The organism is Novacetimonas cocois (genome assembly GCF_003311635.1).
GTDB lineage: Bacteria > Pseudomonadota > Alphaproteobacteria > Acetobacterales > Acetobacteraceae > Novacetimonas > Novacetimonas cocois.
Genome location: NZ_QEXL01000015.1, coordinates 67,626 through 90,883, shown reverse-complemented (window position 1 = coordinate 90,883; position 23,258 = coordinate 67,626). Strand labels below are relative to the sequence as shown.

The 23,258-nt window shown below is 63.6% G+C and carries 17 protein-coding genes; 13 read left to right on the top strand and 4 right to left on the bottom strand.

Features of this window, described 5'->3' with window-relative positions:
• Positions 1–39 precede the first annotated feature (39 nt).
• From ppdK to NJLHNGOC_RS11835, 5 genes are all read left to right on the top strand, one after another.
• On the top strand, positions 40–2,712 hold the full coding sequence (ppdK, locus tag NJLHNGOC_RS11855) for a pyruvate, phosphate dikinase (protein WP_113596539.1): 2,673 nt from the start codon (positions 40–42) through the stop codon (positions 2,710–2,712).
• Positions 2,713–2,768: 56 nt separating this feature from the next.
• Positions 2,769–3,647 (top strand): pyruvate, water dikinase regulatory protein, encoded by an 879-nt coding sequence (locus NJLHNGOC_RS11850; RefSeq protein ID WP_113596538.1) that lies wholly within the window; start codon positions 2,769–2,771, stop codon positions 3,645–3,647.
• A 323-nt stretch (positions 3,648–3,970) separates the two neighbouring features.
• Positions 3,971–4,432 (top strand): RrF2 family transcriptional regulator, encoded by a 462-nt coding sequence (locus NJLHNGOC_RS11845; RefSeq protein ID WP_113596537.1) that lies wholly within the window; start codon positions 3,971–3,973, stop codon positions 4,430–4,432.
• 91 nt (positions 4,433–4,523) lie between these two features.
• A complete protein-coding gene (locus NJLHNGOC_RS11840; RefSeq protein ID WP_113596536.1) occupies positions 4,524–5,780 on the top strand; it encodes a DUF763 domain-containing protein in 1,257 nt (418 codons plus the stop codon).
• On the top strand, positions 5,777–6,352 hold the full coding sequence (locus tag NJLHNGOC_RS11835) for a DNA-3-methyladenine glycosylase I (RefSeq protein ID WP_113596535.1): 576 nt from the start codon (positions 5,777–5,779) through the stop codon (positions 6,350–6,352). The genes NJLHNGOC_RS11840 and NJLHNGOC_RS11835 overlap by 4 nt, the downstream gene beginning before the upstream one ends.
• On the opposite strand, the gene NJLHNGOC_RS11830 is transcribed toward NJLHNGOC_RS11835, so the two are convergent.
• A complete protein-coding gene (locus tag NJLHNGOC_RS11830; protein ID WP_113596534.1) occupies positions 6,325–8,442 on the bottom strand; it encodes an FUSC family protein in 2,118 nt (705 codons plus the stop codon). The two genes, NJLHNGOC_RS11835 and NJLHNGOC_RS11830, sit on opposite strands and share 28 nt — an antisense overlap.
• Before the next feature lie 268 nt (positions 8,443–8,710).
• Here NJLHNGOC_RS11830 and NJLHNGOC_RS11825 point away from each other — a divergent pair, with 268 nt between their 5' ends.
• From NJLHNGOC_RS11825 to NJLHNGOC_RS11800, 6 genes are all read left to right on the top strand, one after another.
• On the top strand, positions 8,711–9,232 hold the full coding sequence (locus tag NJLHNGOC_RS11825; RefSeq protein ID WP_239021504.1) for a MarR family winged helix-turn-helix transcriptional regulator: 522 nt from the start codon (positions 8,711–8,713) through the stop codon (positions 9,230–9,232).
• A 224-nt stretch (positions 9,233–9,456) separates the two neighbouring features.
• The gene (locus tag NJLHNGOC_RS11820) at positions 9,457–10,440 is read left to right on the top strand and encodes an HlyD family secretion protein (RefSeq protein ID WP_113596561.1); all 984 of its coding nucleotides are present in this window, start codon (positions 9,457–9,459) and stop codon (positions 10,438–10,440) included.
• Positions 10,441–10,442: 2 nt separating this feature from the next.
• A complete protein-coding gene (gene rbbA, locus NJLHNGOC_RS11815) occupies positions 10,443–13,181 on the top strand; it encodes a ribosome-associated ATPase/putative transporter RbbA (protein ID WP_113596560.1) in 2,739 nt (912 codons plus the stop codon).
• A gap of 6 nt (positions 13,182–13,187) precedes the next feature.
• A complete protein-coding gene (locus tag NJLHNGOC_RS11810; RefSeq protein WP_113596533.1) occupies positions 13,188–14,315 on the top strand; it encodes an ABC transporter permease in 1,128 nt (375 codons plus the stop codon).
• Positions 14,315–15,781 carry a TolC family protein gene (locus NJLHNGOC_RS11805; RefSeq protein ID WP_113596532.1) on the top strand — a complete coding sequence of 489 codons (1,467 nt, stop codon included), beginning with the start codon at positions 14,315–14,317 and terminating at the stop codon, positions 15,779–15,781. The genes NJLHNGOC_RS11810 and NJLHNGOC_RS11805 overlap by 1 nt, the downstream gene beginning before the upstream one ends.
• A 27-nt stretch (positions 15,782–15,808) precedes the next feature.
• Complete coding sequence (locus NJLHNGOC_RS11800) at positions 15,809–17,191, top strand: GntT/GntP/DsdX family permease (protein ID WP_113596531.1); 1,383 nt, start codon at positions 15,809–15,811, stop codon at positions 17,189–17,191.
• 44 nt (positions 17,192–17,235) lie between these two features.
• Here NJLHNGOC_RS11800 and NJLHNGOC_RS11795 read toward each other — a convergent pair whose 3' ends face one another.
• On the bottom strand, positions 17,236–18,492 hold the full coding sequence (locus NJLHNGOC_RS11795) for a D-amino acid dehydrogenase (protein WP_113596530.1): 1,257 nt from the start codon (positions 18,490–18,492) through the stop codon (positions 17,236–17,238).
• Positions 18,493–18,532: 40 nt separating this feature from the next.
• Positions 18,533–19,720, bottom strand: coding sequence for an alanine racemase (gene alr / locus NJLHNGOC_RS11790; protein ID WP_113596529.1), 1,188 nt, complete (start codon positions 19,718–19,720; stop codon positions 18,533–18,535).
• Between the two features lie 111 nt (positions 19,721–19,831).
• Here alr and NJLHNGOC_RS11785 point away from each other — a divergent pair, with 111 nt between their 5' ends.
• Complete coding sequence (locus NJLHNGOC_RS11785; RefSeq protein ID WP_110530719.1) at positions 19,832–20,281, top strand: Lrp/AsnC family transcriptional regulator; 450 nt, start codon at positions 19,832–19,834, stop codon at positions 20,279–20,281.
• 59 nt (positions 20,282–20,340) lie between these two features.
• On the opposite strand, the gene NJLHNGOC_RS11780 is transcribed toward NJLHNGOC_RS11785, so the two are convergent.
• Positions 20,341–21,216, bottom strand: a complete 876-nt coding sequence (locus tag NJLHNGOC_RS11780; protein ID WP_239021503.1) for an MIP/aquaporin family protein — start codon at positions 21,214–21,216, stop codon at positions 20,341–20,343.
• A gap of 448 nt (positions 21,217–21,664) precedes the next feature.
• Here NJLHNGOC_RS11780 and glpD point away from each other — a divergent pair, with 448 nt between their 5' ends.
• Positions 21,665–23,221 (top strand): glycerol-3-phosphate dehydrogenase, encoded by a 1,557-nt coding sequence (gene glpD / locus NJLHNGOC_RS11775; RefSeq protein WP_206059784.1) that lies wholly within the window; start codon positions 21,665–21,667, stop codon positions 23,219–23,221.
• The last annotated feature ends 37 nt before the right edge of the window (positions 23,222–23,258 follow it).

The window sequence follows — 23,258 nt, the reverse complement described above, 5'->3', positions numbered from 1 at the left end:
TCAGGGGTGTGGCGCTATCGCAAGTGGGAACGAGCAGACATGACGAAGTGGGTATACAGTTTCGGAAACGGCCTGAACGAAGGACGCGCGGAAATGCGCAATCTCCTCGGCGGGAAGGGCGCGAATCTTGCGGAAATGGCGTCGATCGGCCTGCCGGTCCCGCCCGGCTTTACCATAACGACGGATGTCTGCTCGGCGTTCTATGAAAACGGGCGCAATTATCCCGACGATCTCCGCGCCCAGGTGGATGCGGCCATGCAGCGCATCGAGACGGCGATGGGGCTGCGTTTCGGCGATGAAAATGCACCGCTGCTGGTGTCGGTCCGTTCCGGGGCCCGCGTGTCCATGCCGGGAATGATGGATACGGTCCTCAACCTCGGCCTCAATGACAGGACGGTGGAAGGACTGGCCCGTTCATCCGGCGATCCGCGCTTTGCATGGGACAGCTATCGCCGGTTCGTGCAGATGTACGGATCCGTGGTCATGGGGGTCACCCACCACCATTTCGAGGATGTCCTCGACCAGTTCAAGCGGACGCTGGGCGTTCTTGACGACACCGCCATCTCCGCCGCGCAATGGCGCGAGGTCGTCGGCGCCTATCACGAGATCATCCGCGAACATACCGGTCAGGAATTCCCCTCCGATCCGCAGGCGCAGCTGTGGGGGGCCATTGGCGCGGTCTTCGGTTCCTGGATGAACCCGCGCGCCAATACCTATCGCAGGCTGCATGATATCCCGGCCTCCTGGGGGACGGCGGTCAATGTCCAGTCGATGGTGTTCGGCAACATGGGCGACGACTGTGCCACGGGCGTGTGCTTCACCCGCGATCCTGCCACGGGCGAGGATGTCTTCTATGGCGAATACCTGATCAATGCGCAGGGCGAGGATGTGGTCGCCGGGATCCGCACCCCGCAGCCCATGTCCAATGCCCGTGCGGAGGAAGGGCAGCATCCCATGGAAACGGTGCTGCCTGACGCGTATGCCGAACTGCTGCGGGTCCGCACCCTGCTGGAACGTCATTACCGCGACATGCAGGACATCGAATTCACGGTCCAGCGCAACGTCCTGTACCTGCTGCAGACCCGTAACGGCAAGCGGACGGCCGCCGCCGCCCTGAAAATCTCCATCGACATGGCGCGCGAAGGGCTGATTTCCAAGGAAGACGCGATCCGTCGCGTCCCGGCGACCTCGCTCGACCAGTTGCTGCATCCCGCCCTTGATCCGAAGGCCGAGCGTATTCAGCTGACGCGTGGCTTGCCCGCGTCGCCCGGCGCGGCCTCCGGCGCGGTTGTGTTCACCGCAGAGGAGTGCGAGGCACGCGCCGCGCGTGGCGAGGACGTGATCCTGGTGCGCGTGGAAACGTCGCCCGAAGACGTGCATGGCATGCACGCCGCCCGTGGCGTGCTTACGGCGCGTGGCGGCATGACGTCGCATGCCGCCGTCGTCGCGCGCGGCATGGGACGCGTCTGCGTCGCCGGCGCGGGAAGCATCCATATCGATTATGCCACCATGGTCATGACCATTGACGGTCATTCCATCGCCGAAGGTGACTGGATCACCCTCGATGGCAGTACGGGGGCCGTCTATCTGGGGCGCGTCGCGACGATTCCCCCGGTCCTGTCGGATGACTTCAACACCCTGATGGGATGGGCCGATTCCATCCGTCGCCTTGGCGTGCGCGCCAATGCCGAAACACCCGACGATGCCCGTACGGCGCGCCGTTTCGGGGCGGAAGGAATCGGGCTGGCGCGCACGGAACATATGTTCTTCGGCCCTGACAGGATCGGACATGTGCGCCAGATGATCATCGCGGATGAAGAGGCGGTGCGCCAGCGCGCGATCAATGCGCTTCTTACCTTCCAGCGGGAGGATTTCGTCAGCATCTTCCGCATCATGGCCGGGCTTCCGGTCACGGTGCGGCTGCTTGATCCGCCACTGCATGAATTCCTGCCGCATGCCGATGCCGAAATTGCCGAGGTCGCCGCCGCGCTGGGCCGGACGGTCGAAGAGGTACGCGCCCGTTGCGCCGCCCTTGCGGAGGCCAATCCGATGCTTGGTCATCGCGGCTGTCGGCTGGGCCTGACCAATCCGGAAATCTATGCAATGCAGGTCCGTGCGATCATCGAGGCCGCGTTGCAGGTCTCGGACGAGACGGGCAAGGGGATCGTGCCGGAAATCATGATCCCGCTGGTTGCGACCCGTGCGGAGCTGGAGGTGGTCCGCCGCGCGGCGGAGGCGGAAATCGCGTCCGTCCTGCGCGAACGTGGCGCCGCGCTCGACTATCGGATCGGCACGATGATCGAACTGCCCCGCGCGGCGATACAGGCGGGGGAAATCGCGGAATGTGCCGATTTCTTCTCGTTCGGGACCAATGACCTGACGCAGACGACCTTTGGCCTGTCGCGCGACGATGCCGGATCGTTCCTGCCGTTCTATGTGGATCACGGACTGCTGTCGAAGGACCCGTTCGTGTCGATCGATCGGGACGGCGTCGGGGCGCTGGTGCGGATGGGCAGTGAACGGGGGCGTGCGACGCGTCCGGACCTGAAACTGGGCATCTGCGGCGAACATGGGGGGGATCCGGATTCGATTGCCTTCTTTGACGAGGTCGGTCTGGATTACGTCTCGTGCTCGCCCTTCCGTGTGCCGGTGGCACGTCTGGCTGCGGCCCAGGCGGCGCTGGCCCATCGTGAGGAAAACGCGGTCGCCTGACCACAGCGTGGGGGCAGGCAGCGCCGTCTGATGATGGCGCTGCACTGCGAAAATATATGAACAGTCAGCCGATTGTCCTGCATCTGGTGTCAGAGGCCACGGGCCAGACGCTGGAGGCGGTCGTGCGTGCCTGTGGCGCGCAGTTTCCGGAATCGTCTTTCGTGCAACGCAGCTGGAATCTGGTCCGCTCGCAAATTCAGGTCGGGCGTGTCCTGGCCGGGATTGCGGCGGAACCGGGGCCGGTCCTGTCGTCCCTGACGACGCCCGTCCTGCGCGATGCGCTGCGGACGGGGTGCCACCGCATGGGGGTGCATGTCGAAAACATCCTCGACAGCACCATCTATTTTCTGGAACGCGAAACCGGCAGGCGGGCGGAACGTCACCCGGGCGGCCAGTATGTCATGGACGATGAATATCGCCGTCGCATTGACGCCATGCAGTACGTCATCGGTCATGATGACGGGCAGCGGGCCAAGTCGCTGGAGGACGCGGACGTGATTCTGGTGGGGGTATCGCGAACGTCGAAAACCCCCACCTGCTTCTATCTCGCCAATCGCGGGGTGCGCGCGGCCAATGTTCCGCTGGTGCAGGATGTTCCACTTCCCGCTGGCCTGCTGGAGTACCGGGGAACCGTTGTCGGCCTGATGATCGACCCGCATACACTGGTGGAAATCCGGCGTTCGCGGGTGGGAATGATGCTGCCGGGCCGTAAATTCGCCCGGCGCAGGATATCCGATGAGTCCATGCGTCCTTACGTCGATCCGACGCGGGTGGAGGAGGAGCTTGTCTGGGCGCGTCGGCTGTGTGCCCGGCATGGCTGGCCGGTTATCGATGTCACGCATCGTTCGGTCGAGGAAACGGCGGCCGCCATCATCGACATGATCGCGCATCCGCCCCTGCGCAGGATGGAAAACGGGACAGCTTTGAAAAAGTGACCGGAATAAGAAAAGCTTTGATGATATCAGGAAGGATATGAAAAGTTCCTGCTGATGGTTTCCGACTGGAAACGGTCGATGGCCGCGGAAGGGCGCGGACATGGAAAGGCAGGAAATCCGGCGTTCGGAAATATGCCGGTCAGATCAGATGTCACGAATAAGTGAATTCTGGTAATCGTGCGCGTATTATCTGGTTGTGGACGGAAAAACTGCTGTCGAAGTTCAGAAATCCCGAAGATTTTAATATTTCATTAAAACATAGATAATTATAGTATCTTTTGTTTCCTCTTTTTCATGCATGATGCGGGTGTTATGTATTTGTCATGTGGATGACCTTACATACTGATTATGCCTTGCGGACATTGTTTTATGTAGGGCTCCATAGCGAGCGCCGGGTCTCCATCCATGAGGTGGCGACGGCCTACGGCATTTCTGAAAATCACCTCGTCAAGGTCATACACAGGCTCGGGCGTGGCGGCTTTATCCAGACCGTGCGCGGACGTGGCGGCGGGCTGACGCTGGCGCGTTCGCCGGATGACATCCGCATTGGCGATGTGGTCCGCCATACCGAAGAGGACATGACGCTGGTCGCCTGCGAACCGATGGACGAAAATGGACGCGCATGCGTCCTGGCGCGACAGTGCCGCCTGCGCGGGTTGCTGGGACAGGCGGTCGGTGCGTTCATGGCGGTGCTGGATGATGCGACGCTCGGCAGTCTGCTGACCGAAGATGACAGCATTGTCCTGCGGCGGATTTTCGCCCTTGCCCAGGTGACGGAGGGGTAATTCCACCCCTTGGCCGCGTTCCCTGTGGCCTGCGACGCGTGCTTCGTGCTAGGGACAATGTTTCCTTAATGTTCTTGCAGGGGCGTGGAGCGTGGCACGACGGGCAGGCAGCGCGGATATGCCGCTTCATGGGGGACGGGTGCCCCACTGGCTGGGGCAGCGGATGGCCCGTCTCGGTGGCGTCATCGCGCAGGCGATCATCCATCATTATGGCCGTGACGAATTCCTGCGTCGGCTGGCGCATCCCTTCTGGTTCCAGTCCTTTGGCGCCGTCATGGGCATGGACTGGCATTCTTCCGGCATTACAACCAGCGTGATCGGCGCGCTCAAGCGTGGCCTTGCGCCCCTGTCCGCCGAACTGGGCGTTCATGTCTGCGGGGGCAGGGGGCGTCATTCGCGCCGCACGCCCGACGAACTGCTGTCGGTGGGGGAAAAAACGGGGGGAGACGCCGCCGCGTGGGTCAGGGCCAGCCGCCTGGTGGCAAAGGTGGACAGTGCTGCGGTTCAGGACGGTTTCGACCTGTATCTTCATGGGTTCATCGTCACCGATGACGGGCGCTGGACGGTCATACAGCAGGGAATGAACGGCACGCAGCGCCTTGCTCGCCGCTATCACTGGCTGTCCGAAGGGGTGCGGAGCTTCGTCGAAATGCCTCATGCCGCCATCGAGGGGCGTCGACAGGGGCAGATCGTCAACCTGACTGACCGGCGCGCCGATGCGTCCCGACGCGGGCAGCTTGAACTGCTGCATGAATTCGGTCCCGATCGTATCGTCAGGGAGGTTTCGGCCCTGCGTGGCCCGCGCAGTACCGCGCCCGCCGACATGCCGTTCCTGCCCCATCTCGTGATGCCGGAACATCATGACGTGCGTTCGTCCGACGTGGTGCTGCGGCGTCTGCATGGCGCCCTGGCGGCGGCGGCCCATTGCGGTCCGCAGGATTTTGCGGACCTGCTGCTGGTTCCCGGCGTGGGTGCGCGCACCGTGCTGTCGCTGGCGCAGGTGGCGGAGGTGGTGCATGGCGCGCCGTGCCGCTTTTCCGATCCGGCGCGGTTTTCGCTGGCCCATGGCGGCAAGGACCGCGAACCCTATCCCGTTCCTGTCGCGGTGTATGACCGCACCATCTCCGTCATGAAGGCAGCGGTGGCGGCGGCGCGCCTGGGCAATGAGGAGCGTCTGGATGCCCTGCGCCGGCTGGACCGGCAGGCCCGACGCCTGGAGCAGCATGCGACCGGGCCCTCCCTTTCGGGCTTCATCGGGGCGGAACGGCGCAGGTCCCATGAATACGGGGGACGCTCGGTCTTCGGATATGCCCGGCCCCCCACGGTGGAGGTGGAGTCCGACGCATGAGCGCATCCCTGCCGCGTCGGTGCGCATGGGTGGGCAGCAGTGCGCTGCTGGCGGCCTATCACGATGAAGAATGGGGGCGGCCGGTGCATGATGGCCGCGCCCTTTGGGAAGGACTGATGCTGGAGGGGTTTCAGGCCGGCCTGTCATGGGTGACGGTGCTGAAACGGCGTGAGGGATTCCGCCGCGCCTTCGCCGGTTTCGACCCGGCCCGTGTCGCCCGGTTCGGGGAGGAGGATGTCGCGCGCCTGATGGCCGATCCGGGGATCATCCGTTCCCGCCGCAAGATCGTGGCCACGATCGGTAACGCGCGGGCCTATCTGGACATGCAGGCGCGGGGCGAGGATTTCGCGACATTCGCGTGGAGCATGACGCCCGATGGGCCGGTCCGCAACGAAAGCGGGACGGTGCAGGCACAGTCGCCCCTGTCGCAGGCCATGTCACGGGCGCTCAGGGCGCGGGGGTTCCGTTTCGTGGGGCCGGTCATCGTTTATGCATGGATGCAGGCGATGGGCATGATTATCGACCATGATCCCGGCTGCACCCATCATTCCGGCAACCTGCCGTCCGGCTGAGGCATGGCGAGGAACGCCCGCGCGCGGGGATAGGCGTCCGACCACTGGATCGGGCCGTTACGGTCAAGGAAGTCGGGAATGTCGCGAATGATCCGTTCCGCCTGTTCCATGCAGGCAATGGCCTCCATCCGGCGGGGTGGCAGGGATGTCAGGGCCTGTCCCGCGCTGATGCGCGCGCAGATCTCGCGCAGGTTTCGCGCGGTCTGCAGGGGCATGCGCGTCAGTTCGCCAAAGGTGGACAGCGCATCGCGCAGTTGCTCGCGTTCCGGCTGGGGCGTGGCGGCATCGAAGGCAAGATGGCGAAGCCGCGCGACCAGACGCCCCAGCGAAATGGTCGCCAGCGCCGCATCGACATACAGGTTCGCAACCGGCGCGGGCGCGCAGAAAGACAGCCGCATGGCAAGGCGCGCCACTTTCTGAAGCTGCAGGTTTTCCCACACGATCCATTGCCCCTGCAGGGATGAACGCCCCAGCGCAAGCTGCCGGACGCTGCGTGAGAGGGAGGAGACCAGCCTAGCCCCGTCCAGGCGATGATTGGGGGGCAGGATGACGCGGAACGACAGCACCAGCATGCAGCATCCCACCAGGATCGCCACCCATTCATTCATCAGGGAGATGTCGTTGTAGTGAATGGGATTGTTGATCTGCAGCATGATGGTGGAAAACACGGAATATCCAAAGGCCCCGATACCCAGGCGGGGACTGAACTGCAGCCATATCCCCGGCAGCAGGAACAGGCACAGGCTGGCGCACAGCAGCGGATATCCATCGATCCGGGGCAACACGAACAGATGGCACAGCAGCCCCGCCGGCACGCCCAGCGCGGTCCCCCCGGCCAGCAGCCCGGAGGCACGCGATGCCGATGGCGCCGTGGACAGAAGGCTGGAGGCCGCGACGACATACAGCATCATCATCGGTCCGGCCGTCCAGTGCAGGATATACCATGTCAGCCCCGCGATCAGCGTCGTCAGCGCCCCGCGCGCGCCGTTGCGCAGCGCCGTGGGCCATTCCATGAACGGGCGCAGCCGCAGCGTGCGGTCGCGGCCCCCGCGATGGGCAAGATCGTGCAGGGCGTTTTCCAGTCGCGACAGCAGGTCGCGCGCATCGTCAAGGAACAGAAGCTGCCGGGGGGACAAATCATTTTCCGCCCGCACCAGCAATGCCTGGCGTGTCTGTTCGATGCGCAGGCAGGCCGTGGCGCAGACTTCGCCGAGCGAGGCATGTTCGCTCACCCTCAGCAGGTCGCGCATCAGGTCCGCGATCAGTCCGTCGGGGGATGGCTGTTCATCCGATATGCCCCCATGCTCCGACGCGATGATGGCATGCGGGTGATAGGCCGCGACAATTCCCGACAGCCGTGCCAGCCCTGCCCGGATTTCACGGTGGCGCACGCTGATGTCGTAATTGTCGGTTGCGGCGTATTCTACGGCGTCCGACAGGCTGGCAAGCTGCGACAGCAGTCCGGCGCGTCGGGCGTGAAACGCAGCCTGCGTCATTGCGTCGGCGCCCGTGTCATGACGCGACAGCACATAACCGACGGTATCGCGGAATATGGCGCGGATCCGTTCGATCAGCGGATCGGACCGGCGGGGCGACGTGACCATGAAGACCGCCGCCGTGGTCACGATGCCCACGACCACGGCGGACAGCCGTGAAAGCGCGCTGAGGAACACGCCATCAGGATCGCCAAAGGCGGGGGCGGCGATGATGACGATGGTATATCCCGTTAGCACGGCGGCATAGGCACGGAACAGCCGCAGGAAGGTCGCAGCCATGCAGGCCAGCCCCACCGTGACCGACAGCGCCATGATGTAGAGGATCGGCGACTGCACGAACATCGCCATCAGCGCCACGCTGATGATCGCGCCGATCACGGTGCCGATCATGCGCCATATGCTTTTCGAGACCAGTGCGCCTACCGCCGGATTGGCGACGATCATGACGGTGGTCACCGAACTCATCGGGGACTGGAGCTGGAAACTGAAGGCCAGGAACAGCGCGATGCACACCGACAGCATGACGCGCGCGCTGAAGGCGGCAGTGCCGATGTGGGCACGCCATCGTGCATCGTCACGGAAGGCATCGAACATTCCGGGCAGGAATCTTACCAAGACGCGGCCCCGTCATGGGACGAAGGCGGGCCGGAAAAAGGCGCGAAGGGAAATGGCATGTCAGGGGATCCGCTGCGAAACACGGTGCATTAAGTCCATAACAATTATTGCCATGTCAATGTTTTGGATGCATTGAATCCCGACAGGTCGCACGGATGCGTGGATGCCGTGTGGAATCGCCGCATCCACTCCTGTCTTCCTTCGTGATATCGAAGGGGTAGGCGATAGACCGACACGTTGGAGCATCATGTCAGCACATTCCCCACTGCCCGATGTTGAAGGAACCGGCTTTCAGGACATGCGCATGACGTTCCTGACGATGCGCCTGTCCAATACGTGGCGGCTGCTTCTGGACCGCGCGATCCGTCCCGAGGGGATGAGCATGGCGATGATGCGTCCGCTCGCCTACCTCATGATGCTGCCCGATGGCGTGTCGCAGCGCGACCTGGCGCACGCCATGAATACCGACAGCTCCGCGCTGGTGCGCGTGCTGGACCTGCTGGAAAATGAGGGGCTGGTTGAACGGCGGGCGGACCCGGCCGACCGGCGTGCCAAGAGGCTTGTCCTGACCGCCGATGGAAAAAACAGGTGCGCCCGCCTGCATGAAATATGCGCGGAGGTGGAGGCACGCTTCCTGCATGACATTCCGGCCGACATGATGGACCGGACGGTGGATGTCCTGTCACGCATACTGGGGCGTGCCGAACTGCTGGCGCAGGACGAAGGAAATGCGCGTGGGGACATGGCTTTTCGCGGTCCGCGCGGCTGAAGGGACGATGATGGAACGGGGGAAGGGGGACGGTATGGTTTTCCTGCATTGATTTTGCAGGTAATCGCCTGTTGCCCATGCTGTCCCGAGACTGTAATGGCGTTGTAACATGGTCCATGCCATCTGGAACATCGCGCGCCGGAACCGCGTAAAAGATTCAGGGGAGCAAGATACTTGTCGCGTATTTTCCGCAATATTTTACGTGCATGCATCGGCCGGTGCGCGTGAATACGCGCGATCTGCTGATTGGCGCGGGGATTGCCATCGTGATTGCCGGCGGCGGGGCCGCCTGGTTCTATGTCGCGCACCGCGATGAACTGCCTGCCGGAATCGCGCGGGCCAACGGACGCCTGGAACTGACCCGTCTGGATATCGCGGTGAAATATCCCGGCCGCGTCACCGACCTGGACTTTTCCGAAGGTGACGAGGTCACGACCGGGCAGGTTCTGGCGCATGAAGACGATGCCGAGGCGCGTGACCAGCTTGCCGCCGCGCAGGCGCAGGTGACCGAGGCCCGGGAAACGGGACAGCGCGCGGGCGCCGAACGCGACGCGCAGCAGGCGGCGGTTCATCTGGCGCAGCTTGAACTTGACCATGCCCGCGTGATGTACCGGCAGCACCTTGTCTCCGACATGGAGCTTCAGCAGCGTCAGACGGATCTCGACGCCCATCAGGCGGCGTTGCAGGCGGCGGATCATGCCGTGGCGGCTGCTGCGGCGGCGCAGGATGCGGCGCAGGCCCAGGCGGGGCGGGCCGCGACGGTCGTGGGTGACATGACCATCCATGCCCCCGTGTCCGGGCGGGTGGAATACCGCATTGTCGAAAAAGGCGCCGTGGTGCCCGGTGGGGGGCGCATCGGCTCCATGCTCGATCCCTCGGACATGTATCTTACGGTGTTTTACCCGTCAGAGGTCGCAGGCGGGCTGCATGTGGGTGATGAGGCGCGCATCGTGCTCGACGCCCTGCACCGGCAGGTCATTCCCGCCACCATTTCCTTTGTCGCTCCCGAGGCGCAGTTCACCCCAAAATATGTCGAGACGACGAGCGAGCGTGAAAAGCTGGTCTATCGCGTGAAGCTGCAGGTGGCGCCACAGACGGCGCGGCAGTACGGGACGATGCTGAAATCCGGCATGACGGGCGATGGTTATGTCCGCCTGGATCCGGCGACCCGCTGGCCCGACAGCCTGTTTCTTGCCAATGCGAAGTGATGATGGACGCGGCCACGCAACATGACGGCGGGATTGTCATCAGGGGGCTTTCGCATCGCTATGGCCCGGTAAAGGCGCTTGACAACATTTCGCTTTCCCTGCCGGCGGGGACGACCATCGGCCTTGTCGGTCCCGACGGGGTGGGCAAATCCACGCTGCTGGGCCTGATCGCGGGGGTGCGGCGGATACAGTCGGGACAGGTGGACGTGCTGGGCACGGACATGGCCGACCGCGCCGCGCGTGAGGCGTTCCTGCCGCGTGTCGCCTTCATGCCGCAGGGGCTGGGCCGCAACCTGTATCCCACGCTGTCGGTATGGGAAAATGTGGATTTTTTCGCCCGCCTGTTCGGCCTTGCGGCGGAAGAGCGTGACAAAAGGATTTCCCGCCTGCTGGAGGCAACGGGCCTTGCGCCGTTTCCCGACCGGCCGGCGGGCCACCTGTCTGGCGGGATGAAGCAGAAGGTCAGCCTGTGCTGCGCGCTGGTGCATGATCCCGACCTGCTGATCCTTGACGAACCCACTACCGGCGTCGATCCGCTGTCGCGCCAGCAGTTCTGGACGCTGGTCAACCAGCTGCGCAGCGAACGGCCGGGCATGACGGTGCTTGTCTCCACCGCGTATATGGAGGAGGCGGAGCGTTTCGCCTATCTTGTCGCGATGGATGCGGGGCATGTGCTGATCGCGGACGAGACGCCGCGCGTGCTGGCGCGCACCCATTCCACCTCACTGGAACAGGCCTATATTTCCCTGCTGCCGGATGAGAAGCGGGCGAATGCCACCGGGTTTTCCATCCCGCCCTATCAGGATCCCGGCGGCGCGCCCGCCATCATGGCGCAGGGCCTGACAAAGCGGTTCGGCAGTTTCGTCGCGGTGGACAATGTCAGTTTCCGCATCGGACGGGGGGAGATTTTCGGCTTCCTCGGTTCCAATGGCTGCGGCAAATCGACCACTATGAAAATGCTGACCGGCCTGCTCGACGCCAGCAGCGGGACGGCGGAACTGTTCGGAAAGGTCATCACGCCGGGCGACATGTCAACGCGCATGCGCATCGGTTACATGTCGCAGTCCTTTTCGTTGTACGAGGAACTGACCGTCCGGCAGAACTTGCGGCTTCAGGCGCGGCTGTACCGCATTCCCGCGCATGAGGCGACGCAGCGCGTCAATCAGGCGCTGTCGGATTTCGAACTCGACAACGTTGCCGACGTGCGCCCTTCCGCGCTGCCGCTGGGCATACGCCAGAGGCTCCAGCTTGCGGCGGCGTGCATCAACAATCCCGAAATCCTGATCCTTGACGAACCGACCTCCGGCGTCGATCCGGCGGCGCGCGACATGTTCTGGCGGCATCTGATCCACCTTTCGCGCCAGCGGCACGTCACGATTTTCGTATCCACCCACTTCATGAACGAGGCCGCGCGCTGCGACCGCATCTCGCTGATGCATCGCGGGCGGGTGCTGGCGGTCGGAACGCCCGCCGAACTGGTGCGCAGGCGGGGTGCGAAGGATCTGGAAGCCGCGTTCATCGCCTACCTCAAGGAGGCGGAGGCCGAACCGGACGGCGCGGCACAGCAGGCACCGTCGCGCCATCGGAAGCATGCATGGACGTGGCGGGGATGGCGTGGGGGCACATGGCTGCCGCGTGCATGGGCCTTTGCCCGGCGCGAGGCGGTGGAACTGCTGCGTGACCGGATGCGCCTGACATTCGCGATCATCGGGCCGGTCGTACTTCTGCTGATTGCGGCGTCGAGCATCTCCTTCGATGTCAATGGCGTGTATTTCACGGTGTGCGATCAGGACCGCACGCATATCAGCCAGGACCTGATCGACAGCTTCCGCGGATCCCCCTATTTCGTGGAGACTGCGCCCTCTGCCGATCCGGCGCAGATGGACCGGCGCGTGCAGGATGGCGCGGTACAGCTGGCGCTGGATATCCCGCCGGGTTTCGCCCGTGACATGGAGGCGGGGCGCCGTCCCGCCGTGGGCGTTGTCATCGACGGGGCCGTGCCGTTCCTTGCGGCGGATGTCCGGGCCTATGTCGAAGGGGTGCTGCTGCGGTATGCAACGACGCTGGGCCGTGAACTGCCCCAGACGGCGGACGTGCCGATCACGCTGGAACCCCGGTTCATCTACAATCAGGAATTCCGCAGCATCTATGCCATGACGCCGGGCATGGTCATGCTGGCGCTGATCCTGATCCCCACGATGCTGACCGCCCTTGGCGTCGTGCGGGAAAAGGAAATCGGCTCCATCGTCAACCTTTATGCATCCCCCGCCACGGTGGGGCAGTACCTGGTGGGCAAGCAGACCCCCTATGTCGCGCTGGCGGGCTGCAGTTACGTGGTGCTGGTGGTGCTGTCCGTCCTTGTGCTCGGGGTGCCGCTGAAGGGGTCGTTCGTGGCGCTGAGCATTGGCGCGCTGCTGTTCATACTGGGGGCGACGGGGCTGGGGATGCTGATTTCCACCTTTGTCAGTTCGCAGGTCGCAGCCATTTTCGGCACCGCCATCATATGCCTGATCCCGGCGGTGAACTTCTCCGGCATGCTCTATCCGTCCTCCACCCTGACGGGGTTCAGCCGTCTTGTGGGGCTGGGTTTTCCGGCCTCGTGGTTCCAGCTCATCAGCCTTGGCAGCTTTACCAAAGGGATGGGGATGCTTGCCTTCATGCGGATGTACGCGGCGCTGGCGGGGTTTGCCGCCCTTTACATGCTGGGCGCGCGGCTGTTGCTGAAGAAGCAGGAAGCATAACCGCCCATGGGACGCTGGATCATCAATGTCGGCCTGTTGTGTGGCAAGGAATTCCGCAGCCTGTTCAATGATGTCATTCTGCTGGGGCTGATCGTCTTCGCCTTTACGGCGGGTGTGCTTCTGGTGGCCAATGGCGTGCGGGTCGATGTCTCCAACGCGACCATCGCCTTCGTGGACGAGGATAACTCCCCCCTGTCGCGTCGCCTGCGCGATGCGGTGCTGCCGCCCTATTTCAAGCCGCCGGTCCTGATCGCGCGGGAGGACGCGTCGCGCCTGATGGACCGGGGGGATTATATTTTTGTCGTTGATATTCCCCCCCGGTTCGAGGCCGACGTGCTGTCGGGGCGATCCCCGTCGCTGCAGATACAGGTCGATGCCACCGCCATGACGCAGGCGGGGCTGGGCACGACCTACCTGAACGGGATCTTCATGGGCGAGGTCGAATCCGTCCTGCATTCCGGACATCTGACCGATGCCATCCCCTTTCGCGCCGAAAGCCGCATCCGCTTCAATCCCAACGGGGAATCGCAGTGGTTTACCTCCGTCATGCAGATCGTGACCAATATCACCATCCTGTCGATCATACTGGTGGGGGCGGCGGTCATCCGCGAACGCGAACACGGCACGATCGAACACCTGCTGGTCATGCCGGTATCGGCGAGTGAGATCGCGCTTTCGAAAATCGTGACCAACGGCTTCGTCATCTTCGTCGCCACCATGCTGTCGCTATGGCTGGTGGTGCATGTATGGCTGGGCGTGCCGCTGGTGGGGTCGATCCCGCTGTTTGGCGGATGCGCGCTGATCTACCTGTTTTCGGTGACGTCGCTGGGCATCATGCTGGCGACGGTGGCCCCCACCATGCCGCAGTTCGGGCTGCTTGCGGTGCCGGTCTATGCCGTGGCGTACCTGCTGTCGGGGGCAGCGACGCCGGTGGAAAACATGCCCTCCCTGATCCGCATGGTGGTGCGCTTCCTGCCAACGACGCAGTTCGTCAACCTGTCGCAGGCCATCCTTTATCGCGATGCGGGGATCGCGACGATCGCAGCCCCGCTGCTGACGATCGTCGTGACGGGGGTGGTTTTCCTGTTCTGTGCGCTCCTGCGCTTTCGCTCCATGCTGGCAAGGCAGGGATAATGAAAAAGACACTTTCACGCATCATCTGTCTTGCGGCCATCGGGGCGATGGCGGCCTGTTCGCCCTTTCATACCAGCGCGCCTCCCTCCCGCGTGGTGGTGCCGGGACGCTTTACGCAGGCCCCGGCCGGAACGGATGCGGGCACCGACCTTACGACATGGTGGCGTTCGTGGAATGACCCCGTCCTGACCGGACTGGTGGAGGCCGCGCTGGCGGCCAATCCCGATATCCGCATTGCCCGCGACAATGTCCTGCAGGCCCGCGCCGCGCATGTGATTGCCCGTTCCACGCTGTATCCCACCGTGGGCGCGACGGGGGATATCGGCGGCGGCGGGATGAGCTGGCGCAATCCCGCCGGCCTGTCGCAACTGTCCGATGGGGATCCCGCCACGGACGCCCATCTGGCGGGGATCGGGGCATCGTGGGAGCCGGACCTGTTTGGCGGCCGTCATGCCGACAGCCGCGCGGCCCGCGCCCTGATGCTGGGGCAGCAGGCCGAATATCACGGCATGCAGATGCTGGTGGCCGCCGACGTGGCGGAAAATTACCTGCGCGCGCAGGGCGTGCGGCGACAGATGGATCTGCTGGACCGCAGCATCGCCATACTGGAACGCCTGCGGACCTATACGCAGGCGCGGTTCGCGGCGGGGCAGGCGGTGTCCGCCGACGTGCGTGATGTTGACGAGAAACTTTCGCTCCAGCGGGCGCGGCGTCCCCTGCTGGTCGAGGAATATGACCTTCATCGCCGCAGGCTTGCGATCCTGTCGGGCCGCACGCCCGAAAGCGCCGGTCCGCTGCCTGCGCCGGGCGCGTTCTTCGTGCCCGCCCCCCCGATGGGGGAGATGCCCGACACCGTTCTGGAACGACGCCCCGATGTCCTTGCCCGCCGCGATCAGGTGGAGGCGGCGCTGCAGCACCTGAAAAGCGTCAAGACCGACCTGCTGCCGCGCTTCGGACTTGAGTTCTTCGGTGGAGACGGGCGCCTGCGTTTTGACGGCATTCCCGGCCTGTCCGGAACGGGGGGACTGATGGCGCTGACGACGTATCTGCCGATCTTCACGGCGGGGCGGGTGCGCGCGCGCATCCATGCCGCCCATGCACGTCTGGACGCGGCGGTCGCGGGATATGACAGGAGTGTACTCGGCGCGCTGGCGGAGGTCGAGGACGCCTATGAGGCGCGGATGAGCGCGGATGCCCGCGCGCATGACCTGGCGACCGCCGTGACGCAGGCGCAGACGAACGTGCATGACGTGACCGGGCTGTATGAAGGGGGACAGCGGATGATGCACGATGTCCTGCGCAGCCGCCTGGACGCGCTCGACGCGCAGGAACAGGTGCTGCGCAATCAGGACATGCAGACGCTTGCCAGCATCCATCTGGCCCGTGCGCTGGGTGGTGGATGGAAGCATGAAAGTGACGATGCCCCGCCGCTTCGTCCGCAGTCCACATCCCGCCGTCACCACTGACCTGTTTGAGGGAAAGGAAGGGGACGGATGTCTGTTTCGCTGGCGTTCACGATTGTCGCGGTTTCCATTGCCATGGCGGTGGTGCTGATCCAGCGCGGCAGACTGCATCCGTTCATCGCCCTGTTCCTGACGTCGCTGTTTCTGGGAACATGCGCCGGCATGGCGCCCGCCCATGTCATCAGCGCCTTTGAAAACGGGGCGGGGGAGGTGCTGGGGCAGATCGCATCGGTGATCGCCCTTGGCGCGATGCTGGGAAAGATGCTGGAGGTCTCGGGGGGCGCGGACCAGATCGCGCTGACGGTCGTGCGCCTGTCGGGGCGGCGGAACATGGCATGGGCCATGATGCTGATCGGGCTGCTGGTGGGGATCTCGGTCTTCTTTACGGTCGGCTTTGTCATTCTGGTCCCGCTTGCGATGTCGGTCGCGCGGCAGACGGGGCTTCCGATGCTCAGGGTGGCGCTGCCGATGACGGCGGCCCTTTCGGTGGTGCAGGGGCTGGTTCCGCCACATCCGGGGGCGATGTTCGCGCTGGCGGCCTATCATGCCGATGTGGGACGCCTGATCGTATGGGGCATACTGCTCAGCATTCCCATCGCCATCATTGCCGGGCCGCTTTATGCCGGATTTGTCGTGCCGCGCCTTGGTGCGGTGCCCATGCCCGCGGGACATGGGGAGGCGCCACAGGGTGCCGATGCGCGTCCGGGGGAGCATCCTGATGACCGGCCCGATGGCCGTGCCCTGCCATCCTTTGGCATAACACTGCTGACCATCCTTGCCCCTGTCGTGCTGATGCTGGGTGGTTCCATCGCGCGGCTGGTCTGCGCGCCGGACAGTCTTGCCAGCATCGTCCTGCGCTTCATCGGGGATCCGAATGTGGGGATGGTGCTGTCGGTGCTGCTGTCGTTCTACACGCTGGGGGCGCGACAGGGGCTGACGCGCCAGGACATGCTGCGGCTGAGCAATGAATCCCTCGCCCCGCTGGCATCGCTGTTCCTGATGATCGGGGCAGGGGGCGGATTCGGGCAGGAACTGATGGAAAGCAACCTGTCAGAGATCATCACGGGGGCAGCCATCGGCATGCATATCCCGCTGCTGCTGCTGGCGTGGCTGATGGCATCCGCGCTGCGCCTTGCGGTGGGGTCGGCCACGGTCGCGATGGGAACCACGGCCGGGGTGGTCGGTCCGATCATGCTGCAGGGGCATGGGGTGTCGCCTGAACTGATGGTGCTGGCGACCGGGTCCGGGGCCGTGATGTTCGGGCCGCTGAACGATTCCGGATTCTGGCAGGTGAAGGAGGCACTCGGCATGACCGTGCCCCAGACAATCGCCACATGGTCGGTCATCGAGACGCTGATCGGGGTGAGCGGCCTGATCCTGTGCGCCGCGCTGTGGTGGATGGGTGTGGGATAACCGGCAGGCGGAGGTGCGCAAGGCCCGCCTGCCGGAAGGTATGGTCAGTGTCCGTAGCGCACCAGCCCGAGGTCTTCGTGCGGGATTTCGGGCATGCGTCCCGACATGATGTCCGCCAGCACACGGCCCGATCCGCAGGCCATGGTCCAGCCCAGCGTGCCATGCCCGGTGTTGAGGAACAGGTTGTCGTAACGCGTGCGCCCGATGATGGGGGTGCCATCGGGTGTCATGGGGCGCAGGCCGGTCCAGAAGGTTGCCTCTGACAGGTTGTTGCCGCCGGGGAAAAGATCGGTCAGCGAGTGTTCAAGCGTTTCGCGCCGGGGCTTGCGCAGGCGCTTGCTGAAGCCGGCCAGTTCGGCAGTGCCCCCGACGCGGGTACGCGATCCCAGGCGCGTAATGCCGATCTTGAACGTTTCGTCCATGATGGTGGAAACCGGCGCGCGGTCCTCGTTGATGATCGGCGCGGTGATCGAATATCCCTTGACCGGGTAAATCGGCAGGTCCAGCCCGAGGGAGCGCACCAGCGCCGGGGAGTAGCTGCCAAGGGACAGGACATAGGAATCTGCCGTCAGCTGGCCCCGGCTGGTCTGCACGCCCGTAATCCTGCCGCCATCGGCATGCAGGGCGCGGATCTGCGTGTCATAAAGGAATTCGACACCGGCCTTTGCCGCCATGGCCGCAAGGGTCTGGGTGAATTTGAATGCGTCGCCGGTTTCGTCCCCCGGCAGGCGCAGGCCACCCACGATCTTGTCACGTGCGCTTGCCAGGCCGGGTTCGGCGGCGATGCATCCGGCCGCATCCAGTACCTCGTATCCGACCTTGTACTGTTCGAGCACGCTGATATCCTTGGCGGCGGCGTCCACCTGTTTTTGCGTGCGGAATACCTGCAGCGTGCCCTGCTGGCGGTCGTCGTAGGTAATGCCCGTGCTGGCGCGCAGGTCACGCATGACATCGCGACTGTATTCCGCCAGACGCACCATGCGTCCCTTGTTGCGGTCATAGGCGGCGGTCGTGCAGTTTTCGAGCATCTTGAGCAGCCACGACCACAGGTGCGGGTCGGGCATCGGCCAGAACACGAAGGGACGGTATTTCATCAGAAGCCACTGTATGGATTTCAGCGGCACGCCCGGCCCGGCCCACGGGGCGGAATATCCCGGCGAAACCTGCCCCGCATTGGCAAAACTGGTTTCCAGGCCCGCGGCGGGCTGACGGTCCACGACCGTGACCTCGTGGCCTGCCTGTGCCAGATACCACGCCGATGTGACGCCGACGACACCGCTACCCAGAACGATGATTTTCATTGCGCTTATGCTTTCGTGCAAAAGATGATGAAGACAGGTCTCAGCCCCCGGCAACATAGGTGCGGTGATAACGATGGCCGAGGGAAGTCAGGATCTCGTACCCGATCGTGCCGGCGGCACGTGCCGCGGCATCGACGTCATGATGGGGACCCAGCAGGTCCACCCCCATGTCGGGGGCCAGTTGCCCCTCAGGTACGTCCGTGATGTCGATGGTAATGGAATCCATGGAAATACGGCCAAGGATCGGCAGGCGTATTTCCCCGAACCATGCCGCTCCGTGGCCCGCGCCCTGCCGCAGGCATCCGTCGGCATATCCGGCCCCGATCGTGGCGATGCGCCGCGGGCGCGTTGCGCGATAGGTCAGGCCGTATCCCACGCCATCGCCCGGCGCGATGTCACGGATCTGCAGGATGCGGGCGCTCAGCTTCACGACGGGACGCAGCGGATTGGGCGCCGTTTCATTGGGGGCGATGCCGTACAGGGCCGCACCCGGACGGACCATGTCGAAATGATAGTCGGGGCCAAGGAAAATCCCCGATGACGCCGAAAGCGCCAGCGGCGCGGGGGGCAGCAGTGCTGCCATGCGGATCAGCTGCGCGCGCTGCTGCGCGTTGGCGGGATTATCCGGCGTGTCGGCACAGGCGAGGTGGCTGATGATCAGGCAGGGATCGATGCCCTCCAGCAGCGTGGCGTCATCCGCGATGGTGCGCACGTCGGACATCGAAAGCCCGAAGCGCGACATGCCGGTATCAAGCTGGATGACTGCGGGCAGGACCCGGTTTTCACGTCGCGCCAGCGCGCGCCAGCCCGCGATCTGTTCCATGGAGTTGAGGACGGGTGTGAGGCCGTGCGCCACGAATTCCTCTTCCGTTTCCGGCAGGGGACCATGAAGGACAAAGATCCGCACCGTCGGGGCGACATGGCGGCGCAGGGCGATTCCTTCCTCCAGGTGCGCGACATAGAAATGATCCGCCCCCGCACGTTCCAGCGCCGGTGCGACCTGCGCCAGACCCAGCCCGTAGGCATCCGCCTTCACCACCGCCGCGCATGTCGTCCCCGCTCCGACCTTCTGGCGGAGCAGGCGGTAATTGTCGGCAATCGCGCCAAGGTCGATTCTCAGGCTGGCGCCCGCGCGGTGGCGCGGCCAGTGGGAGAAGGCGTTGGGGGAGGATGTGCTGGCGGGGGATTGTATCGACACGGGCACAGGTTCCGGCATGGGGGAAGGCATGGAAAATCCTATGTTGGATCGAAATGAAATGTCCTGCCATTCAATGGCAGAAGGTGCTAACGCATTCTTCTGTCGCGCAAGAAAATGCGCATAATGGCGGAATATTGTATCATGATCGTGGACCGGGTGAATGATGCCATCCTGCGTCATCTGTCCCATGACGGACGGATGACGAACGCGGAACTGGCGCAGAAGGTGGGGCTGTCGCCCTCGGCCTGCCTGCGTCGTGTCAGGCTTCTGGAAAATCAGGGGGTTATCTGCGGCTATCGCGCCATGATCGACGAACGTTCGGTTCATGGCATGACGACGGTGATCGTGCAGATCACCCTGGAACGGCAGACCGATGAATGTCAGCGCCGTTTTGAGGCGCGGGTCCGCGAATGCCCTGACGTGCGCGAATGTTACCTGATGACGGGGGATGCGGATTACCTGCTGCGGGTGGAGGCCCGCGATACGGCCGATTATGAGCGCATCCACAAGGAGGAACTGTCGCGCATGCCGGGCGTGGCCCGTATCCAGAGCAACTTTGCCATCAGGACCGTCATCCGCAAACTGTCCTGATGCGCGAATCGCAGGACAGGCCGGACGTGGTGTTGCCCGGCCTGTTTGGGATGGCTTTCTCAGGCCTCCTGCTCTCTGGCCCCTGTTACCGGCAGGGGCGCGATATCCTCGCGCACCGCGGCCTTGTGAATCACCGGGATTTCCGGGGTGGGACGGGGAATGAAGGGACGTACCAGGAACTGGTAGGCCCCGGCGCCGATCACGCCCCCGCACAGCGGGCCGACAATGGGCACCCACCAGAAACCGTCGGGTCCCGGAAGAGCGGAATATTTCCATCCACCCAGGAAGCAGAACAGCCGGGGCCCGAAATCACGCGCCGGATTGATGGCCCAGCTTTCGAGATAGCCCGCGCACGCCCCGATGGACGCGACAAGCAGGCCGATGATCAGGGCGCTGGAATTCGCCTGCGGGGCCTGCGTGTTATATTCGCACGTCACGGCAAAGATGCCGAACAGCAGCAGTGCCGTCAGGATGGTTTCATCCAGCAGGGCATGCATTGGCGTCACGAATTCCCCGGGATGGGTGAAAAAGACGCCCGCCGCCCCGCCATCGCTGGCCCGGTCGAGGTGATGCGCCAGATTGTAATGGTCGATCACCGGCTGATACATGACATAGACCAGCATCGCGCCAATCATTCCCCCCAGCACCTGCGCCCCGCAATAGGGCAGCACCTTGCGCCATGGAAAACCGCGATACGGCGCCAGCGACACCGAAACCGCCGGGTTCGCATGGGTGCCCGATACGCTGCCGGTGATGTAGATGGCGATCGTGACCCCCAGCCCCCACACGATGCACACCCCCCAGTAGGACAGCTTGTACGGGCTGGGATCATACAGCGTGTACATGGCGGCGACGGAATCGCCGATCAGCACGATAATCATGACGGCGAGGCATTCGGAGATCAGTTCCCCGAAGAATTGTCTGTTTATGAACATCGGACCTACTTTGTTCTTTTTTGTTCGGTCAATGGAAACAGGCCGGTATCGGCCCTTGGACGCCGATCTTTGCGATCAGTTATGTTCTTAAATGAACATTCGCCGCTTCAAAATGATTATTTTCGCGGGCAAGGTACAATTTGCCGGGAACATTATAAAAAATTTTATGCAGCAAACAAAACCGGGAACTAACGTATTACAATAAAGTATTTTGTGCATCGCAGCATGGGGTGCCCGGATGGTACCAGAGACAGAAAATGCGCGATATCGCGCAATGCGTGGCTGTATGGGCAAAGCCGTCCGATACCGGATTTCCGCCAGAAATGGTTTGTATGGAATGGAATTTGTGAATTTCCGCCGTCGGATCGTGTCGATGGAATAAGTGCAGAAGGCATATTGAAAACCCCACGATGTTCGTTTACGAACATTTTCAGGAGGAATTACGCACATGCTGTCCATGGATGAAACGTCCCAGCCATCGTCCCAGATGCCGCGCGACAATGGCAAGACGGTCGATATGCTGGTTGTGGGCGGGGGCATAAACGGCGCCGGCATCGCGCGCGATGCGGTCGGCCGTGGTGCCTCCGTCATGCTGGTGGAGCAGGATGACTTCGCAAGCCATACCTCGTCCGCCAGCACCAAGCTGATTCACGGTGGCCTGCGCTATCTGGAATATTATGAATTCCGGCTGGTGCGCGAGGCCCTGATCGAGCGTGAGCGGCTGCTGCGCATTGCGCCGCACATCATCTGGCCGATGCGTTTCATCCTGCCCTATACCCCGCAGGCGCGACCGGCGTGGATGCTGCGGATGGGGCTGTTCCTGTACGACCATCTGGCCGGCCGCATGACCCTGCCGAAGTCAAAGTCGGTGAACTTCACCACCAGTCCCGTCGGGGCTCCGCTGAACGGCAACTGCGTCAAGGGCTTTGCCTATTCTGACGGGTGGGTGCAGGACAGCCGGCTTGTGGTGCTCAACGCCATGGACGCGGTGGCCCGTGGCGCGGATGTCCGCACCCGCACCCGCATGGTCAGCGCGCAGCGCACCGATGGTGTATGGTCGGTGGTGATCGAGAACGTGCGCGACGGCTCACGCGAGACCGTGCGTGCCCGTGTCCTGGTCAATGCCGGCGGCCCGTGGGTCAGTGAAATCCTGCGTGACCGTGCCCGTATCCAGACCGACAAGCATGTCCGCCTGGTCAAGGGTAGCCATATCGTCGTGCCGCGCATGTTCGACGGGGAGCAGGCCTATATCCTGCAGAATCCTGACAAGCGGATCGTGTTTGCCATTCCCTATGAGCAGAAATTCACCCTGATCGGCACGACCGACGTGCCGTGGACACAGGCGCCGGGCCGGGTCGAGATCTCACCCGAGGAAATCCGTTACCTGTGTGAAAGCGTCAGCCGCTATTTCAAGAAACCGGTGACCCCCGATGATGTAGTCTGGAGCTATGCCGGGGTGCGGCCGCTTTATGACGACGCGTCGAAAAATGCATCGGCCGTGACGCGCGATTATGTCCTTGATATCGACGCGGCCAACGGACAGGCGCCGCTGCTGTCGATTTTCGGGGGCAAGATCACGACCTATCGCCGCCTTGCCGAACATGCGCTGGAAAAGCTGCGGCCCTTCCTGCCGGTGCTGTCGGCGGCGGGGTGGACGGCCGATCGTGTGCTGCCGGGCGGTGATCTGGGCGCGGGCGGGTTCGATGGCGCGCTGGCCCGTTTCGCGCGGGCGACGCCATTCCTTGATGCCAGCCAGCACTGGCGTCTGGTGCGCAATTACGGGTCGTGCGCGATGGATATCGTGGGCGATGCGAAATCGGCGGAAGATATGGGCGAAAGTTTTGGCGGTGGCCTGACGGCACGCGAAATCGATTACCTGATGGACCATGAACGCGCCGAAACGGTGGAGGACGTCCTGTGGCGGCGGTCGCGCATGGGGCTGCATGTCACGGATGAGGATGCCGCCCGCCTTGACGCCTATATCCGGCAGCGTCAGGCGCGTTGATCCATTTCATTGCGGCCATGCAAGCCGTGCTATCGAT

Coding starts and splice junctions, on each gene's coding strand:
- NJLHNGOC_RS11830 (WP_113596534.1), bottom strand. CDS start 8,442: ATGTTCGATGCCTTCCGTGACGATGCACGATGGCGTGCCCACATCGGC.
- alr (WP_113596529.1), bottom strand. CDS start 19,720: ATGCCTTCCCCCATGCCGGAACCTGTGCCCGTGTCGATACAATCCCCC.
- NJLHNGOC_RS11780 (WP_239021503.1), bottom strand. CDS start 21,216: ATGTTCATAAACAGACAATTCTTCGGGGAACTGATCTCCGAATGCCTC.
- NJLHNGOC_RS11785 (WP_110530719.1), top strand. CDS start 19,832: ATGATCGTGGACCGGGTGAATGATGCCATCCTGCGTCATCTGTCCCAT.
- NJLHNGOC_RS11810 (WP_113596533.1), top strand. CDS start 13,188: ATGGGACGCTGGATCATCAATGTCGGCCTGTTGTGTGGCAAGGAATTC.
- NJLHNGOC_RS11845 (WP_113596537.1), top strand. CDS start 3,971: ATGTGGATGACCTTACATACTGATTATGCCTTGCGGACATTGTTTTAT.
- glpD (WP_206059784.1), top strand. CDS start 21,665: ATGCTGTCCATGGATGAAACGTCCCAGCCATCGTCCCAGATGCCGCGC.
- ppdK (WP_113596539.1), top strand. CDS start 40: ATGACGAAGTGGGTATACAGTTTCGGAAACGGCCTGAACGAAGGACGC.
- NJLHNGOC_RS11805 (WP_113596532.1), top strand. CDS start 14,315: ATGAAAAAGACACTTTCACGCATCATCTGTCTTGCGGCCATCGGGGCG.
- rbbA (WP_113596560.1), top strand. CDS start 10,443: ATGGACGCGGCCACGCAACATGACGGCGGGATTGTCATCAGGGGGCTT.
- NJLHNGOC_RS11850 (WP_113596538.1), top strand. CDS start 2,769: ATGAACAGTCAGCCGATTGTCCTGCATCTGGTGTCAGAGGCCACGGGC.
- NJLHNGOC_RS11795 (WP_113596530.1), bottom strand. CDS start 18,492: ATGAAAATCATCGTTCTGGGTAGCGGTGTCGTCGGCGTCACATCGGCG.
- NJLHNGOC_RS11825 (WP_239021504.1), top strand. CDS start 8,711: ATGTCAGCACATTCCCCACTGCCCGATGTTGAAGGAACCGGCTTTCAG.
- NJLHNGOC_RS11835 (WP_113596535.1), top strand. CDS start 5,777: ATGAGCGCATCCCTGCCGCGTCGGTGCGCATGGGTGGGCAGCAGTGCG.
- NJLHNGOC_RS11800 (WP_113596531.1), top strand. CDS start 15,809: ATGTCTGTTTCGCTGGCGTTCACGATTGTCGCGGTTTCCATTGCCATG.